The organism is Glaciecola punicea ACAM 611 (assembly GCF_000252165.1).
Lineage (GTDB): Bacteria > Pseudomonadota > Gammaproteobacteria > Enterobacterales > Alteromonadaceae > Glaciecola > Glaciecola punicea.
The window spans coordinates 1-26180 of record NZ_BAET01000020.1 but is presented as its reverse complement, the minus strand read 5'-3'; the positions used below and the strand labels follow the sequence as shown (position 1 = coordinate 26180).

Below are 26180 nucleotides of genomic sequence, written 5' to 3'. Positions count from 1 at the left end.
ATACTGCTTGTATATTTGCTATTTCTCGAATTAAAGCGTACTGGCTAAGCTTTTACCAAGACAAAAAAAGATGCAATTGATTCTCCACATAAGTCTGTTAGAGACTGGGCGCTGTATTCTTTGAAATGCACATATCTACATGCATTATGCCATCTTCTAAATAGTGCTTTGAAACCTCTGTAAACCCAAACGTACGATACAGGCGACTCAAATGGCTTTGGGCGCCAATAGTTATATCGCATTTTGGCCACAGTAGAAAAGTGCGATCCACACACTCTTGAATAAATTTGCGACCTAAGCCTGAGCCGCGCATAGATTGGACGAGTAGAATTCGGCCTATGCTTGGTGTGTTGAAGCTGAGCCCTTGTGGTAATAAGCGAGCATAAGCAATAAGCTTTTCATGCTCATACAGCATAAGGTGATGCACATCATCTTGAATATCTTTATAATCAATGTCCTGATAAATGCAGGTTTGCTCGAGCACAAAGGTTTCGCTGCGTAAATGCAGTATTTCATAAAGCTGTAGGCAAGTGAGTTCATTAAAGGGTAAACAAAGGTAATTCATTGAAAATACTCATATTGAGCTTGTAAACAGGCAAGTTACATAAAGTAAACGATTGCCTTAGAACAGTGAAGTAAATAATTCGCTGACCAAGCGTTAGGGCAGCAAGCTTAGCAAAAATCATACAAGGTTTTACGCTACAAATAACAAAAATGATATATGATTACAACAACGTAGTTTGTTTATACAACAATGAGAAGCAGTATGCCAAAAGCCAGTGAAATTAAGAAAAATGCCGCGATAGAATATAACGGTAAAGTCTACTTTGTAAAAGATATTGCCAAACTGACCCCAAGTGGCAGAGCAGGGGCTAGTTTATATAGAATGCGCCTGTACGAAGTTGCCACCGGCGCTAAGGCTGATGAAAGCTTCAAAGCCGATGAAATGATAAACACTGCAGAATTCAGTAAAAAGAAAGTGATGTTTTCATATGTAGACGGTAACGAATATGTGTTTATGGACAACGAAGACTACACCCCATACTCACTTGACAAAGAAGTCATTAGCGACGAACTGATGTTTATTACCGAAGAAACGATTGGCTTGCAGGTGTTAATAGTTGACGAAAAACCCGTGGGTCTTGAATTACCGACCTCGGTAGACTTAGTCATTACTCAAACCGATCCTTCTATAAAAGGTGCTTCTGCCAGCGCCCGTACCAAGCCTGCCGTATTGTCTACCGGCTTAACGGTGCAGGTGCCTGAGTACATTTCAAGGGGTGAAAAAATTAAAGTGAATACGGCAGAAGGTAAGTATACTAGTAGAGCCTGATACGCGATCTTATAAGCCTATACTTGGTCGTAATTGGCTAGTTTTGACAGTGCGAAGTGATAAACTCTCCGTAAGCAGACACTTAGGACGATTAGTACAATGATTACGCATAATGACATAAGCGACTTAACGGTAGCGGCTCATGCAATTAAAAAGTTGCTCGACATAAAGTTTACCCGAGCAAAAGAACGCCACGCGGCTGCAATGGGCTACGCGTCTTCAAATCATTTGTTAGCGGAGCTAAAAGAAGGCCCAATTCAGCAAGAGTTTGATGTGTATATAGACGTTTTAAAAGCACAGGCTTTAGCAAAACATCAAATTAAGATAGACGATGACTTAGTTGAGCGCTTACGCTTTGAACTAGTAGAACAGCCTTGAGGCACTGCTAAAACTCACTAATATTGTGCCCTAAGGCTTGGCAAATTCCGTCTGCTATAAAACTTGTTTGATGACATTTAGCATTTTTATGCTCATCGTTAAACGCTATTTCGGCCGTTAAATTTACACCTATAAAAGAGCTACTAATGTTAAAAGTATCTACTACCAAAACCCGTGTTTACGCTGTTAGCGCGGCAATTTTATTTGTTTTTATGCTGGCTGGCGCAGTGTATATAAATTCGCAAGGTATACAAACAAATAAGTACAATGTTGAAAATACCTTAGGGCTTAGTTTAGATGTTTTAAGCGCTAAGGTAGATGCGCGAGTGGCACAAATGAAGCTTATTTCTAAAGGCCTAGCGAATGACAAGCACATTCACGCATGGGTAAACGATGGTTTTGATGCTAGCCAGGAGTCGGTCTTGGTGGATAAGCTAGGTTTTTATGTTGAAGAATATGGCCTTACCAGTGCTTCATTTGCGGATAAAAATTCACATAAATATTGGAATCACGAAGGTTTTTTAAGGGTTCTTACGCCTGAAACAGACACGTGGTATTTTGCTTACCTAGCAAGTGCTAAGCAAGATTTGGTAAGTATTTATTATGATCAAAATAAAAAGCGAGTTGACCTTTACGTTAATTATCAACAAACAGATGGGAATGGGCTGTCGGGCATAGCCACGTCTTTCAACGGTGTGCTTAATATGCTAAATGACTCAGTTTTTGCGCAGCATGGCAATGTGTTCTTGGTGGATAGTGCAGGCATTATTCAGGTACAAAGCGGCAGTTCGGGCGAGAAAAAGTACGATCAAGTTGGCCAAGACGACGCCAGCGGTCCGCAAAATTTGCAGTTATTGCTTGGCGAAAATAACGCTAAGGTAATGCTAAAGGCACAAGGTGAGCAGGGCGCGCAGTTCACAAGCAGTCTATCAGATGAAAACATGCTTATAGGCAGCAGCTATATTCCTAGCATGGCTTGGTTCATGGTGGCGCAGGTGCCTAAAGACGCGCTTGCCACATCGTTGAGTGCGCCACTGACTAAACATGATGAATAAGTGCCAGATTACTTACTACATTTATAATAGTTTTATTTTACACAACAAAAAAGGATAGTTGATTTGGCCGTTCATTGGTTCCCCGGGCACATGCACAAAGCCCTCACAGAAATGAAAGAAGCCTTACCAAAGGTTGACGTGTTAATTGAAGTGCTTGACGCGCGCATTCCTTATTCAAGCGAAAATCCTGAAATAGCCAAAATAAGAGGCGACAAACCCTGCATTAAAATCTTCAATAAATCTGATTTAGCCGACCCTGACTCTACCGCCGCATGGCAGGCGCATTTAGAAGACGATCGCGCGGTTAAAACCTTTACCACTTCTATTGACAACATCGCCAAAACTAAACAAATATTAGAGCTTATACGAAAAACATGTGCGCAAAAAGATGCCTCAGTTAAAACCATTAACGCGATGATTATAGGTATTCCAAACGTCGGTAAATCTACCCTAATTAATATACTGGCAGAACGGGTGATAGCCAAAACCGGCAACGAACCTGCGGTTACAAAAAGCCAGCAAAGAATAAATTTAGGTAATGGCATAGTATTGCTCGATACACCAGGCGTGTTGTGGCCAAAGTTAGAAAACCCCAACACGGGTTATCGACTCGCTATTTCAGGTGCGGTCAAAGACACTGCCCTTGAATACGATGACATTGGTTTTTATGCCGCCGACTATTTACTTAAAGCTTATCCGCAGCTATTAAAAGAGCGCTATAAAATTGATGATCTACCCGCAACCGAGCTTGAGTTTTTAGAACTTGCCGCGGCTAAAAGAGGCGCATTAATGGCCGGTGGCAGGGTTAACCTACATAAAATTTGTGAACTGCTTATCGGTGAATATAGATCAGGTAAGTTGGGTCGAATTACCCTTGAAACCCACGAGATGATTGCAAAAGAAGAAGTAGAAATGGGCAAAGCTGCTGAAAAGAAAGCTGCAGAGAAAGCCAGCCGCAAACAGAAGTTTAAAGACGGGTCACTTACCCCCGACAAAAGAGATAGAAAAGAAATACGCACGGGTAAACGTGAAATGCAAAAAGAATCAAAAACAAAGCGATAATTTATTTACCGCTGTCTTCTAAAACAGAATTAAGTGCTATAACGTAAGCCTACAAAAGAGACCCCGACCTTTGTGGGAATGACCGAGGGCGAATTAACGTTGGTATTTACTTACAACGGCACTTACATCTCTAACCCTACTACCTTCCTTTCTCAAGCTTGGCTGGCAACAAGCGCTTGCTCAATATCAGCAATAATATCGTCTATATGCTCAATACCCACCGATATTCTTACCATATCTTCAGAGACGCCAGCAACCGCCAACTCCTGAGGGCTTAATTGTCTGTGAGTGGTGCTAGCTGGATGGCAGGCTAGAGACTTTGCATCGCCAATGTTTACCAAGCGCAAAATTAGGTCAAGTGCATCAATAAACTTTGAACCGCCCTCAACACCGCCTTTTATACCAAAGCTAATAATACCGGCTGCTTTACCCCCGCATATGCGCTGGCAAGTGTCGTAGTATTTACTTGAAGGCAAGGCTGCATAATTGACCCAGCTTACCGCGCTGTGAGCGCTTAAATATTTGGCTACGGCTTCTGCATTTTCGCAGTGTCTTTCCATACGTAATGACAAGGTTTCAAGGCCCTGCATAATTTGAAACGCGCTTTGTGGGGCTAAGGCCGCGCCAGTATTACGAAGAGGTACTACGCGGCAGCGGCCAATATAGGCGGCTGGTCCGAGTGCTTCGGTATACACAACCCCATGATATGACGGATCGGGTGTGGTCATCATTTGGAATCGTTCAGAATGAGCGGCCCAATCAAATTTGCCTGAATCGACAATGATGCCGCCAATGGTGGTGCCGTGGCCACCAATGTATTTGGTTAGTGAGTGGATTACAATATCGGCGCCATGATCAAATGCTCGGCATAAAATAGGCGTGGCTACGGTGTTGTCGACTATTAAGGGGACACCTGCCGCATGTGCAATTTCGGCCCAACGTTCTATGTCAACGACGTTACCGGCTGGGTTGCCAATTGACTCACAAAAAAGAGCACGTGTGTTTTCGTCAATTAAAGACGCTATCTTGTCAAAGTCTTCACCCGGCGCAAAGCGGGCTTCTATGCCTTGACGCGGGAATGTGTGCGCAAACAGGTTATAAGTGCCGCCATAAAGTTGGCTCGAACTAACAATATTTGAACCTACTTCGGCAATAGCTTCTATGGCATAGCGAATAGCGGCCATGCCAGAGCCAACGGCGAGTGCGCCAATACCGCCTTCAAGCTCAGCAACGCGCTGCTCAAGCACCGCGTTGGTTGGGTTCATTATACGGCTGTAAATGTTACCAGGAACCACTAAGTTGAAAAGATCTGCGCCATGCTGCGTGTTGTCGAAAGTAAACGAGGTAGTTTGATAAATAGGGGTAGTGGCTGCGTTGGTTGTTGGGTCGCTTTTAAAGCCGGCATGTAGGGCAATTGTTTCTGGTTTCATCTATTTCTCCGTTGTCATTGAGGCGTTTATTAGTGCTAGCGCTTAATAAGCCTAAAGATTTGTATTGTGTTAGTTTCAGGATTATTTCAAGGGTAAAGATTATTAAAAACTAGAGTGAATCTAAGCGTTTCACAAAAGTAGTCAATGATTAATTCGGTCTATAATATAAAGGAATGTAATTTATTATGCTAATTACTCCTAGGTGTCATTCTTCTTTTCTTGGCCACTTAAGATTAACGCTAGCTCTTCTAAACTTTTGCTCTTTGTTTCTGATGCAAGTTTTATGACAAAGCTAAGGCCTATCAGCGCAAATACACCATAAATAGCAAAGGTTGTCGATGCGCCGAAATTGGGTAGTTCCCAAGGAAATGTTTATAGCCTATTGTTTACGCAGTACTGTAATATCAAAGTGTGCATGTGTGCTCGTTAATTCCTCGAGCAGCTTTTGCTTTTTATCACGTGAAATAGTCCAGTAAAAAGGTGTCATCATAAGCAAATTTTGCCGCTGCTGAGCGTCTGCTAGTATAAGCTCAAATTTAAGTGTTTGTTGTGAAACAAGGGTGAAGCCTTCAATATTATCAGTCTCAGGGATATGTTTTTGTGGACTGTCGTAAACCATATTCTTTAATTCAAATAAATGTTCGCTGGCGGGGTTTACGTTTATCCACATGCCTTCAGTTTTTAGTATGCGGTGAATTTCATCGGGTTTTGATGGCGCGAATATTTGGATAACAGCGTGTTGACTGTCATCAAGTACAGGTAAGTTGAATGCGTTTGCGACTGCAAAATCAAAAATATCCGGAGAACCTATTTGCGCTTGTTTCGCCGCTTTTTGCACAGCAGGTTTCGCGATATCGATGCCGCAAAAAGAGTATGTTTGGCCTGCGTTATCAAAAGTATTCGTCAGCAAATAATCAGCAATACTGCTTAGGTAATAGCCTTCACCGCAGCCTGCGTCAAATACCGACAGGTGGTTTTGCGTATGTGCGTTTTTTGAAAATATGCTAAGTAGGTACTCGCTTACATGCTGTGCCAACGGCAAATAGTGGTCTTGCGATAAAAAAGCGCGCCTAGCGAGCACCATTTCTTTGCTGTCTCCGGGTGCTTTGCTTTTCTTATGTTGAGGCTGCAATAAATTAACGTAGCCTTCTTTTGCAATGTCAAAGCGGTGCTGATTGTCACATTGCCACAGCCTTGCTGTAATTGTTGAGTTGAGCCTTAAGGGCAATTCACAAACAGGACAACGCCAGCATGAAGGTGCTTTATTTTCCATATATTAGGAAGCGCCTATAGCTAAATGTAAAAGCGAAATTTTAAACAATACCAAAACGCGGGCTACCACATCAAATCATCAGGCACGACATAGTCAGCGTAAGGATCGTCTTCAACTGGAATCTCTTCTTCCGGAATTTTGTTTTCTAATATCGTTTGTTCGTCGCGCTGGGCAATTTTATTTGCCACAATACTAGGAATGACCGCATAGCTTGTTTCATTTACGCCTTCATATTTTGCTATCGCTAGAATGCCAGCTATCAGTTGTTTGCGAGTTGCTTCATTTACATACACATAGCGAATTAGGGTGCCGTCGGTGAAGTTGTATTTTATGTCAGCACGTTTTAAGTCAAGCTTGTTCATTTCAATAAGCTGTTTAACCTGTGCTTTAAGCTCTTTGGACACTATTTGTTCTTTTTTAAGTTCGTTAAGCTGTTGTGTACGTTCTTGCTGGACCTGTTTTGTGACGGCAACGCCTGCCTTTATTTCTTTGGCTAAGTCACGTGATTTTTTGGACCCTTTCTTCGCCTTCTTGAGTTTCTTTTCGTTTACCAAACCGGCTTTTAGTAGTTGTTCCTGTAAAGATAATTTCGCCATTTCCTACCCAGTGAAGTTCATTGAATTTGGCTAATGAGTTTACCTCTTGGCGGGAATCAAATAAAGGTTTGTGTAACGCTGTGTCTTATAAAATAGCAAGTGGGTACTGATTTGACCAATTCGTTCATCGTCTATAGATTTTAAGACATAATCTGTTGCGTTGGCGTCAAATATATCAAGGGCGTCTTGTTCATAAGCCCTGGCCAAGAAAACACCTTATGATAGAAAATGGTGAATTTCACCTGCGGATAGGGCCAACTTCCACAGTATCTGACTTTGTTAGCTTTAGGCTCGTAAGCTAGTAAAGTAAAGCGTAGCGCTTATTATACTTTAATGCGCCAATAAACTGCTTAGTTCTTGACCTAAATGACGTACTAAACTAAGCTACGCGAAAATATGCAGGGGCGATTTTTGGCGTTTACGCCCTGCTACACATCATACAAAACTGCGCTTGGTATTACATTAATACTGCACTCACTATAGCTTATTCCACCCACGTTATTAAGGTTTTTGTTGAATGGATTTATTTGAATTTATTCGTATTCGCCGCTTTATTGTTAAGCTTGGTAAAATGTTACATAAGTACGGTACACCTGCGTTTAGACTTGAAGCACATTTAGCCGAAGTGGCTGCTTATTTGAATGTGAACGCCAGTTTCATTTCAACGCCTACCTCGCTTACCTTCGTTATTTGGAGTGACAAACATGAAGAAGAATACAACCATTCAGCGCGCATGCAGCCGGGTGAGCTCGACTTAGGTTCACTGGCGCGCACCGATGAATTGGTTAGCTCATTGATTGCTGGTGAACGTACTTTAGCAGAGGCCGACGAGCGGCTTAGCGAAATAGAGGCTAAAGTTAAGTATTTTCATCCGCTGGGTATGATGTTTGCCTACAGTTTGTCCACAGGCTCATTTGCTGTACTTATGGGGGCGAGCATGCTTGATGCGGCAGCCACAAGTGCTATTGGCCTGATCATGTACCTATTTGTATTTTGGGCACAGCACTCAAGGCGCGTGCTGTATATGCTTGAGCCGGCTGTGGCTATAGTAGCGGGCGTGTTGGCCTGCGCCATAGCGCACTACTTACAGCCTGGTATTAATATTCGCTTAGTGGTGTTGTCATCAATTATTATTTTTATACCAGGTTTGGCCTTAGCAATAGGACTTGCCGAGCTGTCATCACGACACGTAGTCAGCGGTACCGCCCGAGTGATGGACGCGTTAATGCAGCTCTTTAAGCTGTATTTTGGTGCCTTCTTGGGTATTTCTATTGGCTTTTTTCTATTTAGTGAGGTTGAACACAACCCTTTAACAAAGTTACCGTCTTGGTCATTGTTTGTCGCAGTACTTATCTTATGTACCGCGCTGGTACCTATTTTTAATATACGCTTAAAGCATGCGCCATTTGCCATAATGTGCGGTTTTGTGGGTTATTTTTCCACTTACTGGGCGTCTAAATACATGGAGTTTGGATTAGGAACTTTCGTGGGTGCTTTTGCGGTGGGTATATTCGCCAATTTATTTTCACGTATTGCTAAAGCGCCGTCTACCATTGTATTAATGCAGGGTCTTATAGTACTGGTGCCGGGTTCTAAAACGTATATTGGCTTAAATTCTTTTGTGTCGGGCAAGGACTTTGTGCAGGCTGAACATATAGGCCAAGAAACCTTTGTAATTTTTATGTCTTTGGTGGCGGGTTTAATATTTGCAAATGTTATACTGCCATCTAGAAAAGCCCTTTAGTAATGGCCGTATATTTGAACTTGCGTGTAGTTTATGGGGGTTCCCGCCTGCGCGGGAATAAGCCATGGTGGATTGTAGATCTCAGCTAATTATTAGCTACTTTGTTTCACGCGCTGTGCAATTTGGCCAAAAATTGACTGCCCCTGCTGATCAAACATCTCGATGCTAACAGAATCGCCAAACTTCATGAATTCAGTACTTGGCTTGCCATCTTGAATGGTTTCAATCATACGCAGCTCAGCAATGCAACTATAGCCTGCACCGCCTGCATTTATGGCTTTACCAGGTTCACCGTTTAACTTGTTTGACACTGTTCCCGAGCCAATTATTGTGCCTGCACACAGGGCGCGAGTTTTGGCCGCGTGAGCAATAAGTTCGCCAAAATGAAAGGTCATATCAACGCCTGCATTGGGTTCGCCGAATTTACTGCCGTTAAAATGCGACACCAAGGGTAAATGCAATTTACCATCTTTAAAGCTATCGCCTAATTCGTTAGGGGTAACGCACACTGGACTAAACGCGCTAGACGGTTTAGATTGGAAAAACCCAAAGCCTTTGGCTAGCTCCCCAGGAATTAATCCACGCAGCGATACGTCATTCACAATCATGACTAAGCGAATATAGTCTAAAGCGTCAGTGGGTGACACACCCATGGGTACATCGCCGGTTATAATTGCCACTTCAGCTTCAAAATCGATACCAAAACCTTCGTCTTGGGGCATAACAATGTCTTCTAGGGGCGCTAGAAAGGTGTCACAGCCGCCTTGATACATTAGTGGATCGGTCCAGAATGTTTCAGGCATCTGGGCCCCGCGCGCTTTTCGTACAAGCTCAACGTGGTTCACATAAGCGCTGCCGTCGGCCCACTGAAAAGCGCGTGGCAGGGGAGATGCAAGCATAGAGGCGTCATAGTCTTCGCCTTCTAAGGAGCCTGATTCCAGCTGATTGTAGCGATCTTCTAATTTAGCGCTAACGCGCTCCCAGTTGTCTAAGGCATACTGCAGTGTTGGCGCAATAAAGTGCACGCTTGCCATTTTCGTTAGGGCTTTGTTTACCACCACTAATTGACCATCGCGGCCTTGTTTTACACTTGCTAATTTCATTAATACCGTCCCTAAAAATTTGTATTTTATGGCTGTTTGCTAGGAAAACCTTCACCTGTATGTAGCCAGTTGGCATGCTGGGGCGCCTGCTTAGTTTGCGACCACTCTTTTAGCATTGCTGGTGCCACTCGCTTAAGTTCGGCCATCATTGCGGGTGTGCCAATATTGGCCGCTAGCTCAATTCTATGCCCATTGGGGTCAAAGAAATACAAAGATTTGAAAATGCCATGGTCGGTGGGGCCTAGAACAGACACACCATTTGACTCTAAGTGGGATTGGGCGCTCAGTAAGTCGTCTATGCTAGCCACTTCAAAGGCAATATGCTGTACCCATTCGGGCGTATTGCCGTCGCGGCCCATCTCTGGTGAGTTGGGCAGTTCAAAAAAGGCCAGTACGTTACCATTGCCCGCGTCTAAAAACACGTGCATATAAGGGTCGGGGGCTTGGGTAGACGGCACTTTGTCCTCGGCAATGGCCAACTGAAAATCCATATTCAACATTTTTTGATAAAACTCAACGGTTTCTTTGGCATCTTTACAGCGATACGCTACATGGTGAATACGCGATAGTTTCATTATTGGGCCGCTCCTGCTGGCTTACCTACCACACCGCGTGTTACTTGGTCGCGTTCAATAGACTCAAACAAAGCCTTAAAGTTACCTTCGCCGAAGCCTTGGTCTTCTTTACGTTGAATAAATTCAAAGAATATGGGACCTAGCATGGCGGCTGAAAATATTTGCAGTAATAATCGCGGTTCGCCGTCTTTGGTGGTGCCGTCTAACAATATTCCGCGAGCTTTCAATTCATCAGTCGGTTCGCCGTGGCCAGGTAAGCGCTCTTCAAGCATCTCATAATAAGTGTTTGGGGGTGGCGTCATAAATTCGAGACCAAGTTTTTTCAAACGGTCCAAACATGCAGGTAAATCGTCGCAGGCAAACGCAATGTGCTGAATACCTTCGCCGTTGTACTGCATTAAAAATTCTTCGATTTGACCGCCACCGCCGCCCGCTTCTTCATTTAGCGGAATTTTTATCTTACCGTCGGGAGCAGTTAAGGCCTTTGATAATAGGCCAGTGTATTCGCCTTTTATGTCAAAAAAACGTACTTCGCGGAAGTTGAATAAGTCTTCATAAAATTTTGCCCAGTAGCCCATGCGGCCGCGATAAACGTTATGAGTAAGGTGATCAAGCGTATGAAAACCACAGCCTTGTGGATGAATATCAACGCCTTCTATCCAATCAAAGTCTATGTCGTAAATGGTTTCGCCTACTTTGTAGCGGTCTATCAAGTACAGGGCGGCTGAGCCTATACCTTTTATCGCAGGTAGTTTAAGCTCCATTGCGCCGGTTTGCATGTCTACCGCCTGTGCCCCGTTTTTAAGCGCTAGGGCATAGGCTTGCTTGGCATTTTTTACTCTAAATGCCATGCCACAGGCAGAAGGGCCATGCTCTTGCGCGTAATAAAAGGCAGGGGTATTTTTGGTATAGTTGGTGATAAAGTTAATGTCGCCTTGGCGCCACAGCGCAACTTCTTTAGATTTGTGATTAGCTACATGGGTAAAACCCATTGCGGTAAATACGGTTTCTAAAATACCTTTTGTGGGTGCGGTGAATTCTACAAATTCAAAGCCGTCTAATCCCATTGGGTTTTCAAATAAGTCTGCCATGTGCAAATCCTCTAGGTGTTGTTTACAAATGCAGTGTCTGCAGATGCGAAGTAAGGTATTTTGAGTCAACATGGCTGGTGCCGAAAATAATTGACTAAAAACAAAGAAACAAGTAAACATAGTCGTACTTTCAACTAAATTAGTTGTTAATGCAACTAATGTCAAGTTTTAAGTATTCCCTTGCGTACTTTATTTTGCTTTATGGTAAGAGAAGAACGCTATAGTGTGATATAAGTTGTTACCGCTATTTTTACGTAAACATAAACCATAAGGTTTGTATTAATCACGCCTAGTGACGATAAGTTTAAAGAACACTTTATGAGCGATAAAAACGAAAACACGACAAAAACGTCACTTCTTATCTTAGAAAGGTATTTGCCTTACAGGCTGTCAATATTATCCAATAGAACCAGCTCGCTTGTGGCTCAGTCTTATAAAGACAGATTTGGTTTGTCTATTACCCAGTGGCGTATAATGGCGGTGCTGGGAGAGTATCCTGGTGCGTCAGCTGATGAAATATCAGCAAAAACGCAAATTGAAAAGTCCCTAATAAGCCGCGCAATAAGTAATCTGTTAAACCGTAATTTAATTCAACGGCAAATTTCTAAAGAAGATAAAAGACGTACTAAAATAGATTTAACTGAAACGGGATACGATGTGTACAGCCAAATTGTTCCCTTGTCTTTAAAGTATGAAGAGCAGATATTAAGCTGTTTATCCGATGATGAGCAAGCGCTGTTAAGTGAATTAATAGATCGTTTGTATGTTAACGCGGTGAAGTTACAGTTTTAATTTCATGCGACCAATAAGGCGACATAACACAGGCATAAGGGGTGTTGTTTTGCGTGGCTTTTGCAACCAGTCCAGTGGCCAAATCACTTACGCATTCACTAATTAAATTAATACTAGTTATGGCGTCGGCTACCACCACAATAATGCTTTGATTTTTGGTCGCAATATCCATAAATGCAATCTACATCTCTTTGTAGTGTATGTATGAGTGTCTTTTATACCTCTATATTTTGCTTGTTGTTAATGTAGCTTAGGTAAGTCTCGTTTCCATTTAGTATGGGGCCAAAGTGTAACAACACATGCTGACTAAACATGTGGTGCAGATATATGAAGGAATACTATAATGCAAAGCAATAAGCTTGAAGAAACCCCGTCTAACATAGGGTTGAGTACAATAAATTGGGCAGTGCTTGGCTGTGGTCAAATTGCTAAAACGTTTATGGCGGGTGTTAAAAGTCTAGTGCATGCTGATGTAATAGCCTGCGCTGCAAGCGACGAAGCTAGAGCTGCAGCCTTTGCTGAGAGCTTTAATATTCCTCAACACTTTGGTGACTATTTAAGCATGCTGCAACAGCGCTCGATTCATGCCGTGTATATCGCTACAACGCACAACTTTCATTTTGAACATATTATGTTGTGTCTGCAAAATGGTAAACATGTGCTGTGCGAAAAGCCCCTTACGCTTAATGCCCACCAAGCAAAAAAAGCGTTTGCACTGGCCAAGCAGAACAATCTTTTATTGATGGAAGGCGTGTGGACGCGCTTTTTGCCTGCAATTAGCGCCTTACAGGCGGTACTAGACAAAGGCAGCATTGGTAATATTCAATGCGTGCAGGCTAACTTTAGCTTGAATATGCAATTTCCAGACGCTCACCGCCTTAATAACCCCGAGCTGGCTGGCGGAGCCTTGCTCGATTTAGGTATTTACCCTATTACGATAGCCGATATAATTTTTAAAAAGTCGCCCGTAAAAATTACAAGCAGCTGGATCCGGACATCCACCGGTGTTGATAAAAACTCATTTTATACTTTGGAATACGACACAGGAGCAGTCGCCCAACTTTCAGCTGGGTTTAGAATGAGTGGTCCAACTTACGCAAACATAATGGGCGATAAAGGGGATATTTACGTGCCGTTTTTCTTGGGTGCTAAATCATTTAGCGTCACACTAAATGGCGAACCGCCCCAGCTACATCGTTACGATTTTGACGAAAGCGACAATTTTAAATTTGAAATAGAGCACTTCACGCAGTTGTTGCTATGTGGCTCTGAATCAAGTCAAATTAATAGTCAAAGCCGCGCTGCAAAAAGCGACTGCAATGCTGAACAACTGTTGGTTAGTGACCTTATGCCAGAAAACACTACGCTAAGAGTCATGGGTATTATGGACACCATCAGAGAGCAATGGGGACTGCGCTACCCACATGAAGATGCGTAAATAGCTAAGCTTAAGGAAGCGGGATCTCCGCGCGTAAATACTGAAAAATTTCGCGTGCAGCCCCCGGTGGTTTATTCTCGGCTTCCTGTTTTTGCGCATTTCGTAGCATTTGACGCAGTTTCTGTCGTTCAAGCTGGGGATATTCTGTAATGACTTTATTTATACCGTCGTTGCCATGCTTAAGAATATCATCGCGCATTCTTTCAAGAGAATGAAAATGTCGGTTGGCGACTGAATGCGACGATCTTAAATTAGCTAATGCAGTTTCAATGGGCTCTACATCGCGGGCTCGTAGCCTTTTACCAATAAGCTGAAGCTGGCGTCTAAAGCCATCCTTTTTCCGATTTATGCGAGTGCATAACTCAATTGCGGTAAGCAGTTCTTCGTCAAGGGGAATTTTATTGCGCTCCCCTAGCGTAAGATCAACCAATTCCAAACCTAACTTTTTCAGCCTTTCAGAGTCTTGTTTAAGCTGTGTTTTACTAGGCGGCTCTTGTTCATCTTGCACGCTAACGTTTTTATCTTTACTGTTGTTTTGGGGTGAGTTGGTGGTCATCTACTGTTTTTCGGCCATTTAATGGTAAACTATCCGAATTGTAACGAGAGCCTGACCAATTTAATAGTTAAACATAGCGAAATTTATCATATGGAAGTAAAGCAACAACTTAGCGACATTCAAAATATAGTAGACGAGACCCTTACTTTTGCCAAGAAACTGGGCGCCACCGCCGCTGAAGCAAGTATGTCTAAAATACAAGGCATAGCGGTTGGCACACGATTAAGAGAAATAGAAACACTTGAATTTACTAATGACGGCGGTCTTGGCATAGCGGTATTTGTTGGCAATAAAAAAGGCAGTGCGTCAACCGCCGATTTATCCCCACAGGCCCTAAAGCTAGCCGTTACCAAAGCCATTGAAATTGCAAAGTACACCAATGAAGATAGTTGTGCTGGCGTGGCAGATGCCGACTTAATTGCAAGCGACTTTCCTGATCTTGATTTATATCATCCGCAGCCGCTAGACGCGGAATTTGCGCTAGCCCAAGCGCTTGCTTCAGAAACAGCAGGTTTAGAGTATTCTGATCTTATCGTGAATTCAGACGGTGCATCTTATAATGCCAATATAGGCGTGCGCGTATACGGCAATACCCAAGGTATAAATGCGGGCTATGCAAGCAGCCGCTTCAGCCTAAGCTGTGTGCTTATTGCCCAACAGCAGCAAGACATGCAGCGCAATTACGCGTACACCGTATCGCGCGATGCTAATAAGTTAGACACGCCCGTAAACATTGGGATTGAAGCAGCAAAAGAAACGCTTTCTCGCTTAGGTGCTCAAAAGCTTGGTACCACCAAAGCGCCGGTTATATTTCATCGCGGTATTGCTTCAGGCTTATTTGGACATTTGGTTGCGGCTATTAGCGGCGGCAGTTTGTATCGTAAATCGAGCTTTATGCTCGACAGTTTAGGCGAAACAATTTTCCCGACATGGCTAAGCATTAACGAGGTGCCTTATTTAAAGCAGGGCTTAGCTAGTGCAAGTTTTGACAATGAAGGCGTGCAAACCCATGATATGGATATTGTTAAAGACGGCGCCCTAGCTAATTACTTGTTAACCAGTTACTCCGCGCGCAAACTAGGTCTGCGCAGTAACGGCCATGCCGGCGGTATTCATAATTGTATAGTAAGCGACACTGGCCACAGCGACGAAGAACTATTGCGCACAATGGGCACTGGCTTGCTGGTAACAGAATTAATGGGCCAAGGCGTTAACATTGTTAACGGCGATTACTCTCGTGGCGCTGCAGGTTTTTGGGTTGAAAATGGCGTAATTCAATACCCAGTACATGAAATCACCATTGCGGGTAATTTACGTGACATGTTCGCTAACATAGCAGCTATTGGAGCGCAGCGTGAAGTACGAGGCTCTTTGCAGACGGGCTCTGTTTTGGTGAGTGATATGCAAATTGCGGGTGCCTAAACTGCAAGCTAAGTTGACTTCATAAACTGCAGCAAAAAAAATCCCAAAGCGTAAACTTTGGGATTTTTTGTTGTATACTATTTTAAATGCTTAGTCTACCGCGCCACAAAAACGGTAGCCTTCACCGTGAATGGTCACAATTAACTCTTCGTCGTTTGGTTCAGACTCAAAATGCTTGCGAATACGACGAATGGTGACGTCGACCGTGCGGTCATTAGGGCGTAATTCACGGCCCGTCATTTCCATAATAAGCTGCTCACGGGTGAGTATTTTACCAGGATTACTTAAAAATAAATGGAGCGCTCTGAATTCACTGCGCGGAAGTCTAAACTCGCGACCTTGATGAGAAATTAAGCTGCGGCTGTCACCGTCCAAAGTCCATCCGTTAAACTTAACTTTGCTAGGCAGGTCGTCATCTTCAGCGGCATTGCTGGTGCGCGACAGTAAATTGCGTGCGCGTATAGTAAGCTCACGAGGATTGAAGGGCTTAGTTAAGTAGTCGTCGGCACCAATTTCTAAACCCAATATGCGGTCAACATCGTTGTCACGTCCGGTTAAGAATATTAACCCAACGTTTTTGCGATTGCGCACTTCGCGAGCTAGTATAAGCCCGTTTTTGCCGGGCAAATTGATGTCCATAATAACAAGGTTTATATTATTATTCTTAAAAAATTCATGCATTTCGGTACCGTTTTCGGCTTCAAATACGTTGTACCCTTCAGCTTCAAATAAACTCTTTAAGGTCGTACGAGTTACTATTTCATCTTCTACTATTAATATATTTGGCGTTTGCATAAACTCTACACTGTATTGTTATAATTATTGAACTAATTAAGGTAACGAATAAAATTTTTGTTTAGTCGTTTTTATAAAACATGACCCAATTCTTTGCTGAAACACGACTTTAACCTTTTGTTTACTTAATTTACTCTCTTTTGCGGAGTATTTCAAAAAAAAAGCACTTTGAGGGGCTCATTTTGTCGATCTGGGTTCAAAAACGGTGGCAATCATCCAGTTTACACTATATGCCTAGTTAAATTCTGTAAATCTACTTGCTTTTATAAACATGTTCGTAGTGCTTAGCGGCAGTTTCCCACGTGAATCGGGTCTGCATGCCTTGTTTTATCATTTTTTTTATTTTGCTGGGTGAGTCGTGATAGCTCAGCAAAGCATTACGAATGGTAGATAGAAGATTAAGCGCTGAAGGCTCAGTGAACGAAAAGCCGGTGGCATTAGACTGGCTAATATCAATAACGGTGTCGGCCAATCCGCCTACATGGCGAACGATGGGCAATGTGCCATAGGCCAGACTATACATTTGGTTTAATCCGCAAGGCTCAAATTCAGACGGCATTAAGAAGAAATCGCTGCCCGCTTCAATTAAATGCGATAGGTTGGGCTTAAAAGCTTCTAAAAAATGAAATTTATCAGGATGACGGCGGCTTATGTCATGTAGTTTAGCCACGATTGCGGCGTCTCCTGTGCCCATAATCACAAACTGGACCTTGTGCAACAGTAAATCTTCAATAATGGGCATAATAAAGTCAAAGCCTTTTTGCTTTGCCACGCGGCAAACCATGCCAATTAAGGGCGTTGATTTTAACGGCGGTAAACCGGCCGTTTTTTGCAGCACTTTTTTACACTCTTGCTTGCCCTTCATATTGCCAATCTCAAAATTCGCCGGTAGGTGTTTATCACTTGCAGGGTCCCACTGTGAATAGTCACAGCCGTTTAATATACCAATAACCTTGTGCGGTGCTTGGTTAATAACATCAGACACACCATGGCTGCCTAAATAACTAGTAATTTCATGCGCATAGCTAGGGCTAACTGGGCATATCTTGTTTGAAAACATAAGGCCGGTTCGCAGCATATTCACATGATTGTTGTCGCTGTAAATATGGTGTTTGTCGTGGTCATTTAGCAAAGGCACACGGTCAAGTTTTTCTGCGCCTTGAAAGGCAGCATTGTGAATTGTTATAACACTTTTTGTCTGTGCAAAAAAATCGTGCTTGTTAATAAGCTGATGTCTTATTAAATAATCGCTGTGCATGAAATAAGGAGTAAGCGCAGTGTGCCAGTCGTTACAGTGTAAAATGTTAGGCGCAAAGTCTAAGTAGTAGCTTACGCTCAGCGCGCACAACGAAAGTAAACTAAAGCGCTGTGCATTGCTGGCTAAAGACTCGTCTGCGTATAAACTTTGCGCTTCACTAAAATAAGGGTGGTCTATTAAATAGATTTTAATTCCGTGAAAACCTAGCTCTTTAACCTTGTATGTATAATGAGCGCCGTTAATGTGCATAATTTGACTTTGTATGGTGTTTGTTAAATCAAGATCTTTAGCCACTTGCTTGTAGTACGGCATAACAATGCGCACATCATGTCCTAGTTTTGACAAGGCTATGGGAAGAGCTTTGCCTACGTCGGCTAAGCCACCCGTTTTAATTATGTCTTCAACTTCTGATATAACAAACAATATTTTCATAATAGGTAGATTCTTTTGAGTCGCATAAGTTTAAGATTTCGCGAATTTTTTAGCGCCATATACGCGAAACTTGTTGCTAACAGCTACTTCGGTGAAGCCTTTATAAACAGCGTCTAAAATACCTGGGTAGGGTAAAAAGCGGTTCGCTACTATCGTGATACTAGCATGGGGATGCGAGCGACTATAGGCCTGTTTTATAAAGTTGTCGGTAATGCTGTAGTCTTGTTGAATGCCTTCGTGAAACGGCGGATTTGAGACTATTACGTCAAACTTCGGATCGCACTGGGCAACGCCGCTGCAAGCAATAATGTTTACCTCTACTTCATTTAAACGCGCCGTTTGTTCACTGCAGTAAGTGGCTAAGGCTGAAATGTCGCTCATGGTAACGCGTTTGGTTTTTGTGATAATTTTGGCTAAGTAACAGCCAATAATACCCGTACCGCAGGCGAAATCGTATATATGGCCGCGTGTTTTAGCCAGTGACTCTGGGGTGAGCTGCTGTAGTAACAAATCGGTGCCCGGATCTAATTGTTTGTGACCAAACACGCCGGGTAAGGAATATATATGCATGCTTTGCTGGTTAATCTTGTACTCGTGCACTTGCGCGTAATCGGCTATTGTAAAGCTTGGCAGTGGATTGGTAACAGCAACGGCGAATAGGCCGCAGTGTTTTGCGCTATCTATTTTATTAACGTGCTCACCAATTTTATCTAACAGCTTCGGTGCGCTTTTTATACCGGCCTTATTCTCACCCACTATTAATACTTTGCCGTTTGGCTTTACTAAATAGCTAGCGTTATTTATGAGCATGGCCAATTGCTGTTTAGATTTTGGCATGTATATAACCACGCCGTCTAAAGAGTGTTTTGCTATGGCGTCAGCTTTATTTGCTTGGCTATTGGCGACGGTACTTTGGTCAGTAGCTTTTTCATCATCGGCAGTTTCGCCAAACACGCCTTCGCCAAAAGCAGCGCCAAAGTATTGAGCTTGGCTGCATGCACGTTCGCATTCGCTAAAATGATGATGATATTGATGTAGGCCAATTATATTAGGGTTATCGATATTGTTGAAAACCGCCGCGTCTAATGGGTTTATGAATGCCCACTTGCCTTGGCTGAAAAGGTCTTCGCTTCTAAGCAATAGCAGGCTTTGGTTTGATGTAGTGTTAAATGTAGACATATGCTTAAAAATAACCTTATTGTGTTCGCGTAAAAATAATATCCCAAACGCCGTGGCCTAACTTTTGGCCGCGTACTTCAAATTTGGTAATAGGCCGGTAATCGGGGCGCGCTAAATAGTCTTGACTACTTGACTTGTTTTCGAAGCCGTGGGCGATCTGCATCACTTCTAGCATGTGTTGGGCATATGGCTCCCAGTCGGTTGCCATATGAAATTCACCGCCAATTTTGAGTTTTGTACGAAGCGCCTGCACAAATTCGCTTTGCACAATTCGGCGCTTATGATGACGTGTTTTATGCCAAGGATCGGGGAAGAATAGCTGCAAGCGATCTAAGCTTTCATTGGCGATGCACTTGTCTAAGACCTCTACGGCGTCGTGCTCAAACACGCGTAAATTAGTTAGCTCAGCCTGCTGCGCGGATGCCAAGCAGGCGCCTATGCCTGGGCGATGTACTTCAATCCCAATAAAGTTGGTGTTTGGCGCGTTTTGCGCCATTTCTACCAAAGATTTACCCATACCAAAACCAATTTCGAGCACGGTTGGGACGTTGCGGCCAAAAACATGCTCTAAATTAAGCTGGCCTTGATCTATGCTTAGGCCCATGCTGGGCCAATTTTCTTCAATGGCACTGCCTTGAGCTTTCGTTAAGCGACCTTCGCGTTTCACAAAACTTTTGATCTTTGATATGTAAACGCCGGCGGCGCGTGCTTCTTCTTCAGAGTTAAACCGACTCATGAACTGTAGTGCTCTTGTAAAAACGTTGGCGCGTATTATCCCAGTGTTGGTGGTAATTGCAATTCATAATAGCTTGTGTGAATTGGCTTGCTGGCTTAACGGTGATTATTTTTAGTTTTCTGAGGTGTTAATGAAGCTGATTGCTGCAAAATCGAAAGCGGTTGCATAGAAAAAGCTTTTGCTTTAATTTGTATTTATTTGAATTTAGGGTGTTTGAACGGATGCGATCTGCAAATGAATTTTCCAGGTAGAAAAGTTAGCTGTTCCTCGTGTGATAAGCCGTTTTTAGAAAGTAGAGCCTATAAGTTTGATATTGAGCACCCTCGCGACAGCTTTACGTGCCCGTACTGCTCACAAGAATTCGGTGCTACTTTGTATGGCCAATCTATGCTTCGATTTCACACGGTAGGAATTGCAATTGCTTTGCTTGCATTCGCTGTGGTTTGGTTGTTGGTTGATATAATCGCAAAGACAATATTTGACTATAGCTCATTTCAAACGAGTTATTTAATCGGTATGTTTGGCGCCGTTCCAGCTTATGAAATATATAGAAGGAAATACTCACCAAAACTTATCATTACGCCTAAAAAAGGCAATAAATAGTTAGCCTTTACCTTTCAAATGAATTAGAAAAAATGCCCAATAAATTACCACCTTTTAATTTCAGTCAGCATTTGCTTGCATGGTTTGATCAACACGGCCGCAAGCACCTGCCTTGGCAGCAGCAAAAATCGCGCTATTCAGTGTGGGTGTCGGAAATTATGCTGCAGCAAACCCAAGTAAGCGCCGTAATTCCTTACTATGAGAGGTTCATACAGCGCTTCCCAAGCGTAATTGATCTAGCCAATGCGACGCAAGATGAAGTGCTGCATTTATGGACAGGCTTAGGATATTACGCCCGAGCGCGTAATATGCATAAAGCTGCCCAGCGTGTGCGTGATGAGTTTGGTGGTATATTCCCCAAAGATTTTGACGAAGTATTGTCACTTTCGGGCATTGGTCGCTCTACGGCATCTGCGGTGCTGTCGCTAGCAAGTAACCAGCCTTATGTGATTTTAGACGGTAATGTAAAACGCGTACTTGCTCGTTTTTTTGCAGTAGAAGGCTGGCCGGGTAATAAAAAAGTAGAAGACGCTATGTGGATAATGGCTGAATCACTTAAACCTAGTACCCCCAAATTAACCAAGGTTAGCGATAAAGATGACTATGATAATGTCTCAGACGCTACTAGCGAAGATGATTTACCTTTATCGATTAGTGATGATAAGCTGCGATTTGACGACTATACCCAAGCGATAATGGACTTAGGCGCAACGCTATGCACGCGAAGCAAGCCTAAATGCGATGAGTGCCCATTGCAGTCTCACTGTTTAGCTTTTGCTCAAGGCAGACAGCAAGAACTTCCGCACAAAAAGCCCAAAAAAGCGATTCCAACAAAATACACCTACATGCTCATTCCATTTACCAGCGGCAGCATTCTTATGCATAAACGACCCTCTTCAGGTATTTGGGGTGGTTTATGGGGTTTTTATGAAAGCCAAGAGCCACTAGAAACTTTGAAAGGAACGTTTAACGCTTCATTGCCCGCAGAGTTAGCTAGCCTGCTGGTGGATAAAAAGCCACAAATTAAAGCGCTAGAACCCTTTACACACACCTTTAGTCACTTTCATTTGCATATTTCGCCCATACTAATAGAGTTAGAAAGTGTGAAGCAATTACAGCAAAGCTCGGCTACACTAGCGTTTAATGAACCCGCGCCGCAAAGCGAAGTGGAAATTGAGACGCCAAGTAGCACGGATGTAAAGTCGCTTTGGTTTAATATTCAAGAAGCATCAAAAGTTGGCCTTGCTGCGCCCACGGTTAAAATAATTAAACAAATACAGTTAATGTATTAAATGAACAAGCAAAGGAAAATAAAATGGCTAGAGAAGTATACTGCGAACATTTCAAAAAAGACGCCCCTGGTCTAGATTTTCAACTATACCCTGGCGAGCTAGGCAAACGTATTTTTGATAACATATCAAAAGAGGCGTTTACGCAATGGCAGAAGAAACAAACCATGTTGATAAATGAAAATAAACTTAACATGATGGAAGCCAGCGATCGCAAATATTTGGAAGAAAAAATGAGCGCATTTTTGTTTGAAGGTGTCGAGCCAACTATAGAAGGTTACGTGCCGCCTACAAAATAGGCACTCAAACGATTTTTGGATGGAAAGTAGCAAATATGGCAAAAATTTGTTGACTTAACGCCCCAAAATCCGTTTAATACGCCCCTCAAGCGAAATGCTGCATTTTATGTAGCGTTTCATGCCTCGATAGCTCAGTTGGTAGAGCAGCGGATTGAAAATCCGCGTGTCCCTGGTTCAATCCCGGGTCGAGGCACCACTATCCTAAAGCCCTGCAAGAAATTGCGGGGCTTTTTAGTTTCAGGGTCAAGGTCACAGGTTCTTTCGAAGTAGGTGCTACCGCTATAGCCGCCTGCCATCAAGATAAAGGTACATGTAGGCGATGTCAAAATGCTATTAACGCTTAAACAGCCTACCTTTAAAATAATATCGCTCGATATAGACACCGCCCCGAAGGCTTTAGATAATCTATAACAGGCACTTTTGGCAAGATTATTAAGAGCTACTCTTATAAATTAGGATGATTTACGCAGCTTAGTGCCAAATGTCAAAACCCATAGCCCTGCTAAACTAATCACAAAATATGTCAACATCCGAATATAATAGCTAGTTGGTTCCTGCGCGAGTGTTAGTAATTGATCTCTGCGGACAACCTCTTGCAAGACATAACCGTCAAACAATTCTAGACCATAATAGACACATAAAGTGCCGGCTATTATCTTTACCATAACGAGTGGAAACAAACTCAGGCGAGCTACTGCAAAACTTAATTTTTTGCGCAGAGGTGATGTTTTACCTGAATCGATTTGTGGCGAGCCGTGCCCAGAAGGCTCAGTTTGTTGCCGAATAGAAATTTCACGAACAATCTCCTCATATTCATCAGGGTTTTCCTCTTTCTCGATACTGCGTTTTGCTTCAAGTAACTCGTCAATAGTATACCTTGCATAATTTGGTTCCATACTAATTCCTTTTAAAAGCTAATTAAGATCTTTGATGCGCTTTTCTGATTTTTTTATGCCAGCCATAGCGAACATTTATTGCCAATATTTTTCATGCATATTATGTGAATATTGCAAGTTTGTCAGCGTATCCAACACAAATAAAGACATTAAAATATGTTTTTTATGTGCTCTTGCAAAATTTTGCTCGCTATGTTTTGCAAGTTATTTAGCATTGTTTGCAGCTCATACTTTTGAATGGGTTAATACAAAGCTTAGCCTGTAGTAACAAATTCGGCATAAATCTGCGTAGGTATCACATTGTCTAAGCTTAACTGAAACGTTATCGGTTTATGGGAGGACTTATAAATATGCGATAAGTATACGCCCTCGCCGATATAAATGTAGGGCTGTACCACTGCATCTATCTTTCTGAATTTGCGCACGAAAAGGTGTAATTTAAGTCCTTTTTCTACATGCTTAATAATATCATCGCCGCGGCCTCTGTCTGGACGACTCGACTCTGGGCTGTCCCACTGCATCTGCTGTGGGCTAAGCAACTTGTCTTGATAGGCAATTGCATCTTCATCTTTATGCAGCTCTATAAACAAAAAATAATGCTGACGGTAGCTAAAGACACCCGCGCCTCTAAACGCACTGTGTTTTTTGCTATATTCGCATGCTAATGCAACATCGCGCATATTGTAATGTTTATAAAGGCCTAGGAAGTTATCACCGTTTATTTGGTCGCCAAAACCACGTTAATTCTAAACGAGGTGCAGGTTTCAAAGGCTTCTACTAATTCACTATTGAAGTTTGTGCCCTTGTTGTTAACTGTGAAAAAGGCTAGATGCTCTACCGTTACTGAAAGCTCTTGTGCTATCTCTCGTTTAAACATTAGCTTGCAAAATGTCTAGGGCCTGATCTTTTTAAAAGCAGGCCTTGTTCTTATCACAAGCACTTCTTTAGTTGCTTTGTGAACATTAAGCAAGTAGACGAAAGGGGTTTTCACTTGAACAAGTAGATACATTGTGTGTGCTTAAGCCATTAGCACTTAACGGTGCTTACACATAAAATTTGAAACGGAAAGTAAACAATGGGGCAATTCATTAGCGCTAAGAGTTTCTGCTGCGATGGTACAGAAACCTATGTTCGCGAGACGTCTTAAAGTTGAAGTCGAAACTTCAAATAATAAGCAAATCAAACCTTACACTGCTTACCTGCAATATAAGTCGCCTCAACCGCCCGCTCATCACCTATAAAACTCAACGCGAACAGAATATCTTCGCCACTTTCAAAATTAGCCATGCGTAACTCTGCAAGTTGATTGAAATGCGGGTCTAAAACCACAAAATCAGCAAAAGTGCCGGGGTTCAAATTGCCAATTTCATCTGCCATCGAATAGGCTAGCGCTGGTCCTTGAGTCATCAAATATAAGCCTTCTAAAGCGCTTAAGGGATTGTTTTGTAACTGCCCAATTTTATAAGCTTCACCATAGGTTCGCAGCATGTTAAAGCTAGTTCCGCCGCCTACGTCAGTGGCCAAGGCAATAGACACATCATTTGCTTGTGCTTCTTTGAGGTTGAACAAACCGCTGCCTAAAAACAAGTTAGAAGTAGGGCAAAATACTGCTGTTGCCTTAGCCTCAGCTAGGCGTTGCCAGTCTTGCTGTTCTAAATGTAAACAGTGGCCAAATAAGGCGCGTGGCCTTACCATATTATAATGATCGTAAACATCCAAGTATGACTTTTGTTTAGGAAAGAGGCTTTTTACCCAATCAATTTCACTTTGGTTTTCAGACAAATGAGTTTGAATAAACACATCAGGATACTGCTGCGCTAGTTCACCTAACAAGCTTAATTGCTCATGGCTGCTGGTAGGCGCAAATCGCGGCGTCAGTGCGTATAAATTACGTCCTTTACCGTGCCACTTGTTGATTAAGTCTTCGCTGTCGCGCTGAGCTGACGCGGGCGTGTCTTTTAACGCGTCTGGGCAGTGGCGGTCCATACAGACCTTACCGCTTATCATCGCCATGTTGTGCTTCGAGGCTTCAATAAATAGGGCGTCTGCGGCATGTTTATGAACGCTGGAATAGGCAAACGCAGTGGTGGTGCCGTTATTTATTAACTGTGTCACAAAGTGCTTAGCCATAAGCTCGCAATAAGTGTATGACTCGAATTTTTGTTCGGTGGGAAAGGTAAAGTTTTCAAGCCAAGTCAGCAACTGCTCACCATATTTTGCGATCATTTCGGTTTGCGGGTAATGCAGGTGGCTGTCGATCAGGCCGGGAATTATTAAACGATTTCGATAATCTACTAGCACCGATGTTGCATAATCCGGAGCAAGTTCACTGAAATGACCAACGGCCACTATGCGGGCGTTTTGCACAATTAATGCGCCGTCTGCGAAGTAATCGCCCTGATCACCAATATTATGAGTCGTTTGGCTAAAATGAAGAATACTAGCGCGATATAAAGTAGATGAGTGTGTCACTAATTTCCCTTTAAGGTTTGTGGCGGCAATGTTTGCGCTGCAGTTGAAGATGCAGTTTTATCGTAAGTAGAGGCATCTACTTGAGTTTGTTGACTTGGCAATACAGCGTTTTGAGAAGGGCCGTGCAGCAAGCGTATAAGCTGCGCACAGATAGACACCGACACTTCAAGCGGGCGCTTACCTGGAATGCTCAAATCACCAATAGGGCTTATAAACTTGCTCATTTGTTTGGTATTAAAGCCTCGATGTGCCAATTTAATCATAAATCGTTTTGCTTTAGTTTGCGAACCAATCATGCCTACAAAACCTAAGGTAGGCAGTTTTAATGCTGTTTCAACAAGCTCATAATCAAGCTGATGATTGTGAGTTAGAA

General features: G+C 42.8%; 29 protein-coding genes and 1 tRNA gene. 12 read left to right on the top strand and 18 right to left on the bottom strand.

All coding sequences use genetic code 11. The features are described from left to right. Positions 1 to 97: 97 nt before the first annotated feature. Entirely contained in the window at positions 98 to 565 is a 468-nt protein-coding gene (locus tag GPUN_RS08890) for a GNAT family N-acetyltransferase (RefSeq protein ID WP_006005787.1), read from the bottom strand. A gap of 201 nt (positions 566 to 766) precedes the next feature. On the opposite strand from GPUN_RS08890, the gene efpL reads away from it, so the two are divergent. The 4 genes from efpL to ylqF all read left to right on the top strand — a co-directional run bounded on the left by efpL (position 767) and on the right by ylqF (position 3828). Beyond that, complete coding sequence (efpL, locus tag GPUN_RS08885) at positions 767 to 1333, top strand: elongation factor P-like protein EfpL (RefSeq protein WP_006005782.1); 567 nt, start codon at positions 767 to 769, stop codon at positions 1331 to 1333. 99 nt (positions 1334 to 1432) lie between these two features. Then, complete coding sequence (locus tag GPUN_RS08880; protein ID WP_006005780.1) at positions 1433 to 1711, top strand: hypothetical protein; 279 nt, start codon at positions 1433 to 1435, stop codon at positions 1709 to 1711. 146 nt (positions 1712 to 1857) lie between these two features. Then, complete coding sequence (locus GPUN_RS08875; protein WP_006005776.1) at positions 1858 to 2766, top strand: cache domain-containing protein; 909 nt, start codon at positions 1858 to 1860, stop codon at positions 2764 to 2766. A 63-nt stretch (positions 2767 to 2829) separates the two neighbouring features. Then, complete coding sequence (gene ylqF, locus GPUN_RS08870) at positions 2830 to 3828, top strand: ribosome biogenesis GTPase YlqF (RefSeq protein ID WP_006005774.1); 999 nt, start codon at positions 2830 to 2832, stop codon at positions 3826 to 3828. Positions 3829 to 3980: 152 nt separating this feature from the next. Here the strand turns inward: ylqF and GPUN_RS08865 are convergent, their stop codons facing one another. From GPUN_RS08865 to GPUN_RS08855, 3 genes are all read right to left on the bottom strand, one after another. Continuing rightward, complete coding sequence (locus GPUN_RS08865; protein ID WP_006005772.1) at positions 3981 to 5258, bottom strand: O-acetylhomoserine aminocarboxypropyltransferase/cysteine synthase family protein; 1278 nt, start codon at positions 5256 to 5258, stop codon at positions 3981 to 3983. A 379-nt stretch (positions 5259 to 5637) separates the two neighbouring features. Continuing rightward, positions 5638 to 6531, bottom strand: coding sequence for a putative RNA methyltransferase (locus GPUN_RS08860; RefSeq protein WP_006005769.1), 894 nt, complete (start codon positions 6529 to 6531; stop codon positions 5638 to 5640). A gap of 62 nt (positions 6532 to 6593) precedes the next feature. Next, complete coding sequence (locus GPUN_RS08855) at positions 6594 to 7127, bottom strand: DUF2058 domain-containing protein (RefSeq protein ID WP_006005767.1); 534 nt, start codon at positions 7125 to 7127, stop codon at positions 6594 to 6596. A 517-nt stretch (positions 7128 to 7644) separates the two neighbouring features. Between GPUN_RS08855 and GPUN_RS08850 the strand changes: the two genes are divergently transcribed. Next, on the top strand, positions 7645 to 8871 hold the full coding sequence (locus GPUN_RS08850; RefSeq protein WP_006005766.1) for a threonine/serine exporter family protein: 1227 nt from the start codon (positions 7645 to 7647) through the stop codon (positions 8869 to 8871). Between the two features lie 92 nt (positions 8872 to 8963). On the opposite strand, the gene GPUN_RS08845 is transcribed toward GPUN_RS08850, so the two are convergent. Genes GPUN_RS08845 through hppD form a run of 3 tightly spaced genes read right to left on the bottom strand, consistent with a single transcriptional unit; the run spans position 8964 to position 11640 of the window. Further along, positions 8964 to 9974 carry a fumarylacetoacetate hydrolase family protein gene (locus GPUN_RS08845; RefSeq protein WP_006005763.1) on the bottom strand — a complete coding sequence of 337 codons (1011 nt, stop codon included), beginning with the start codon at positions 9972 to 9974 and terminating at the stop codon, positions 8964 to 8966. 26 nt (positions 9975 to 10000) lie between these two features. After that, on the bottom strand, positions 10001 to 10549 hold the full coding sequence (locus GPUN_RS08840; RefSeq protein WP_006005761.1) for a VOC family protein: 549 nt from the start codon (positions 10547 to 10549) through the stop codon (positions 10001 to 10003). Then, on the bottom strand, positions 10549 to 11640 hold the full coding sequence (gene hppD / locus GPUN_RS08835) for a 4-hydroxyphenylpyruvate dioxygenase (RefSeq protein WP_006005760.1): 1092 nt from the start codon (positions 11638 to 11640) through the stop codon (positions 10549 to 10551). The genes GPUN_RS08840 and hppD overlap by 1 nt, the downstream gene beginning before the upstream one ends. A 318-nt stretch (positions 11641 to 11958) precedes the next feature. On the opposite strand from hppD, the gene GPUN_RS08830 reads away from it, so the two are divergent. Continuing rightward, positions 11959 to 12432 (top strand): MarR family winged helix-turn-helix transcriptional regulator, encoded by a 474-nt coding sequence (locus GPUN_RS08830; protein WP_006005759.1) that lies wholly within the window; start codon positions 11959 to 11961, stop codon positions 12430 to 12432. Here GPUN_RS08830 and GPUN_RS08825 read toward each other — a convergent pair. After that, entirely contained in the window at positions 12407 to 12604 is a 198-nt protein-coding gene (locus tag GPUN_RS08825; RefSeq protein WP_006005757.1) for a hypothetical protein, read from the bottom strand. The genes GPUN_RS08830 and GPUN_RS08825 overlap by 26 nt on opposite strands. A gap of 171 nt (positions 12605 to 12775) precedes the next feature. Between GPUN_RS08825 and GPUN_RS08820 the strand changes: the two genes are divergently transcribed. After that, positions 12776 to 13870, top strand: coding sequence for a Gfo/Idh/MocA family protein (locus GPUN_RS08820; protein ID WP_006005755.1), 1095 nt, complete (start codon positions 12776 to 12778; stop codon positions 13868 to 13870). A gap of 10 nt (positions 13871 to 13880) precedes the next feature. Here GPUN_RS08820 and yjgA read toward each other — a convergent pair whose 3' ends face one another. Then, positions 13881 to 14426, bottom strand: coding sequence for a ribosome biogenesis factor YjgA (gene yjgA, locus GPUN_RS08815; RefSeq protein WP_006005753.1), 546 nt, complete (start codon positions 14424 to 14426; stop codon positions 13881 to 13883). A 90-nt stretch (positions 14427 to 14516) separates the two neighbouring features. On the opposite strand from yjgA, the gene pmbA reads away from it, so the two are divergent. After that, positions 14517 to 15848 carry a metalloprotease PmbA gene (pmbA, locus tag GPUN_RS08810; RefSeq protein WP_006005751.1) on the top strand — a complete coding sequence of 444 codons (1332 nt, stop codon included), beginning with the start codon at positions 14517 to 14519 and terminating at the stop codon, positions 15846 to 15848. A gap of 90 nt (positions 15849 to 15938) precedes the next feature. Here pmbA and arcA read toward each other — a convergent pair whose 3' ends face one another. The 4 genes from arcA to trmB form a co-directional block, all read right to left on the bottom strand. Further along, positions 15939 to 16643 carry a two-component system response regulator ArcA gene (gene arcA, locus GPUN_RS08805; RefSeq protein ID WP_006005749.1) on the bottom strand — a complete coding sequence of 235 codons (705 nt, stop codon included), beginning with the start codon at positions 16641 to 16643 and terminating at the stop codon, positions 15939 to 15941. A gap of 253 nt (positions 16644 to 16896) precedes the next feature. Beyond that, positions 16897 to 18333, bottom strand: coding sequence for a glycogen synthase (locus tag GPUN_RS08800; RefSeq protein WP_006005748.1), 1437 nt, complete (start codon positions 18331 to 18333; stop codon positions 16897 to 16899). Between the two features lie 30 nt (positions 18334 to 18363). Beyond that, complete coding sequence (locus GPUN_RS08795; RefSeq protein ID WP_006005746.1) at positions 18364 to 19512, bottom strand: class I SAM-dependent methyltransferase; 1149 nt, start codon at positions 19510 to 19512, stop codon at positions 18364 to 18366. 16 nt (positions 19513 to 19528) lie between these two features. After that, a complete protein-coding gene (gene trmB / locus GPUN_RS08790) occupies positions 19529 to 20248 on the bottom strand; it encodes a tRNA (guanosine(46)-N7)-methyltransferase TrmB (RefSeq protein ID WP_006005743.1) in 720 nt (239 codons plus the stop codon). Between the two features lie 234 nt (positions 20249 to 20482). Here trmB and GPUN_RS08785 point away from each other — a divergent pair, with 234 nt between their 5' ends. From GPUN_RS08785 to GPUN_RS08770, 4 genes are all read left to right on the top strand, one after another. Beyond that, a complete protein-coding gene (locus tag GPUN_RS08785; protein WP_040520782.1) occupies positions 20483 to 20851 on the top strand; it encodes a hypothetical protein in 369 nt (122 codons plus the stop codon). Positions 20852 to 20883: 32 nt separating this feature from the next. Further along, positions 20884 to 22143, top strand: coding sequence for an A/G-specific adenine glycosylase (locus GPUN_RS08780; protein WP_006005738.1), 1260 nt, complete (start codon positions 20884 to 20886; stop codon positions 22141 to 22143). Between the two features lie 23 nt (positions 22144 to 22166). Next, positions 22167 to 22439 carry an oxidative damage protection protein gene (locus GPUN_RS08775; RefSeq protein WP_006005736.1) on the top strand — a complete coding sequence of 91 codons (273 nt, stop codon included), beginning with the start codon at positions 22167 to 22169 and terminating at the stop codon, positions 22437 to 22439. A 120-nt stretch (positions 22440 to 22559) separates the two neighbouring features. Beyond that, positions 22560 to 22635, top strand: a tRNA-Phe gene (locus GPUN_RS08770). 256 nt (positions 22636 to 22891) lie between these two features. Here GPUN_RS08770 and GPUN_RS08765 read toward each other — a convergent pair. The 5 genes from GPUN_RS08765 to GPUN_RS08745 all read right to left on the bottom strand — a co-directional run. Continuing rightward, positions 22892 to 23335: a hypothetical protein gene (locus GPUN_RS08765; protein ID WP_006005731.1), complete on the bottom strand. Its 444-nt coding sequence runs from the start codon at positions 23333 to 23335 to the stop codon at positions 22892 to 22894. Positions 23336 to 23589: 254 nt separating this feature from the next. Continuing rightward, positions 23590 to 24057, bottom strand: a complete 468-nt coding sequence (locus GPUN_RS08755; protein ID WP_500778377.1) for a DUF3427 domain-containing protein — start codon at positions 24055 to 24057, stop codon at positions 23590 to 23592. Then, entirely contained in the window at positions 24054 to 24212 is a 159-nt protein-coding gene (locus tag GPUN_RS14370; RefSeq protein ID WP_006005727.1) for a hypothetical protein, read from the bottom strand. Before GPUN_RS14370 ends, GPUN_RS08755 begins: the two co-directional genes overlap by 4 nt. A 302-nt stretch (positions 24213 to 24514) precedes the next feature. Then, positions 24515 to 25807 (bottom strand): guanine deaminase, encoded by a 1293-nt coding sequence (gene guaD / locus GPUN_RS08750; protein WP_006005725.1) that lies wholly within the window; start codon positions 25805 to 25807, stop codon positions 24515 to 24517. After that, positions 25807 to 26180: XdhC family protein (locus tag GPUN_RS08745; RefSeq protein ID WP_193360402.1), on the bottom strand; the 374-nt coding region annotated here is incomplete at its 5' end. The genes guaD and GPUN_RS08745, both read right to left, overlap by 1 nt.

Coding starts and splice junctions, on each gene's coding strand:
- GPUN_RS08850 (WP_006005766.1), top strand. CDS start 7,645: ATGGATTTATTTGAATTTATTCGTATTCGCCGCTTTATTGTTAAGCTT.
- GPUN_RS08840 (WP_006005761.1), bottom strand. CDS start 10,549: ATGAAACTATCGCGTATTCACCATGTAGCGTATCGCTGTAAAGATGCC.
- GPUN_RS08765 (WP_006005731.1), bottom strand. CDS start 23,335: ATGGAACCAAATTATGCAAGGTATACTATTGACGAGTTACTTGAAGCA.
- GPUN_RS08800 (WP_006005748.1), bottom strand. CDS start 18,333: ATGAAAATATTGTTTGTTATATCAGAAGTTGAAGACATAATTAAAACG.
- trmB (WP_006005743.1), bottom strand. CDS start 20,248: ATGAGTCGGTTTAACTCTGAAGAAGAAGCACGCGCCGCCGGCGTTTAC.
- GPUN_RS08830 (WP_006005759.1), top strand. CDS start 11,959: ATGAGCGATAAAAACGAAAACACGACAAAAACGTCACTTCTTATCTTA.
- efpL (WP_006005782.1), top strand. CDS start 767: ATGCCAAAAGCCAGTGAAATTAAGAAAAATGCCGCGATAGAATATAAC.
- GPUN_RS08880 (WP_006005780.1), top strand. CDS start 1,433: ATGATTACGCATAATGACATAAGCGACTTAACGGTAGCGGCTCATGCA.
- GPUN_RS08855 (WP_006005767.1), bottom strand. CDS start 7,127: ATGGCGAAATTATCTTTACAGGAACAACTACTAAAAGCCGGTTTGGTA.
- GPUN_RS08875 (WP_006005776.1), top strand. CDS start 1,858: ATGTTAAAAGTATCTACTACCAAAACCCGTGTTTACGCTGTTAGCGCG.
- GPUN_RS08785 (WP_040520782.1), top strand. CDS start 20,483: ATGAATTTTCCAGGTAGAAAAGTTAGCTGTTCCTCGTGTGATAAGCCG.
- GPUN_RS08845 (WP_006005763.1), bottom strand. CDS start 9,974: ATGAAATTAGCAAGTGTAAAACAAGGCCGCGATGGTCAATTAGTGGTG.
- hppD (WP_006005760.1), bottom strand. CDS start 11,640: ATGGCAGACTTATTTGAAAACCCAATGGGATTAGACGGCTTTGAATTT.
- yjgA (WP_006005753.1), bottom strand. CDS start 14,426: ATGACCACCAACTCACCCCAAAACAACAGTAAAGATAAAAACGTTAGC.
- arcA (WP_006005749.1), bottom strand. CDS start 16,643: ATGCAAACGCCAAATATATTAATAGTAGAAGATGAAATAGTAACTCGT.
- GPUN_RS08795 (WP_006005746.1), bottom strand. CDS start 19,512: ATGTCTACATTTAACACTACATCAAACCAAAGCCTGCTATTGCTTAGA.
- GPUN_RS08860 (WP_006005769.1), bottom strand. CDS start 6,531: ATGGAAAATAAAGCACCTTCATGCTGGCGTTGTCCTGTTTGTGAATTG.
- GPUN_RS14370 (WP_006005727.1), bottom strand. CDS start 24,212: ATGTTTAAACGAGAGATAGCACAAGAGCTTTCAGTAACGGTAGAGCAT.
- GPUN_RS08890 (WP_006005787.1), bottom strand. CDS start 565: ATGAATTACCTTTGTTTACCCTTTAATGAACTCACTTGCCTACAGCTT.
- GPUN_RS08780 (WP_006005738.1), top strand. CDS start 20,884: ATGCCCAATAAATTACCACCTTTTAATTTCAGTCAGCATTTGCTTGCA.
- GPUN_RS08865 (WP_006005772.1), bottom strand. CDS start 5,258: ATGAAACCAGAAACAATTGCCCTACATGCCGGCTTTAAAAGCGACCCA.
- GPUN_RS08820 (WP_006005755.1), top strand. CDS start 12,776: ATGCAAAGCAATAAGCTTGAAGAAACCCCGTCTAACATAGGGTTGAGT.
- pmbA (WP_006005751.1), top strand. CDS start 14,517: ATGGAAGTAAAGCAACAACTTAGCGACATTCAAAATATAGTAGACGAG.
- GPUN_RS08775 (WP_006005736.1), top strand. CDS start 22,167: ATGGCTAGAGAAGTATACTGCGAACATTTCAAAAAAGACGCCCCTGGT.
- GPUN_RS08825 (WP_006005757.1), bottom strand. CDS start 12,604: ATGGATATTGCGACCAAAAATCAAAGCATTATTGTGGTGGTAGCCGAC.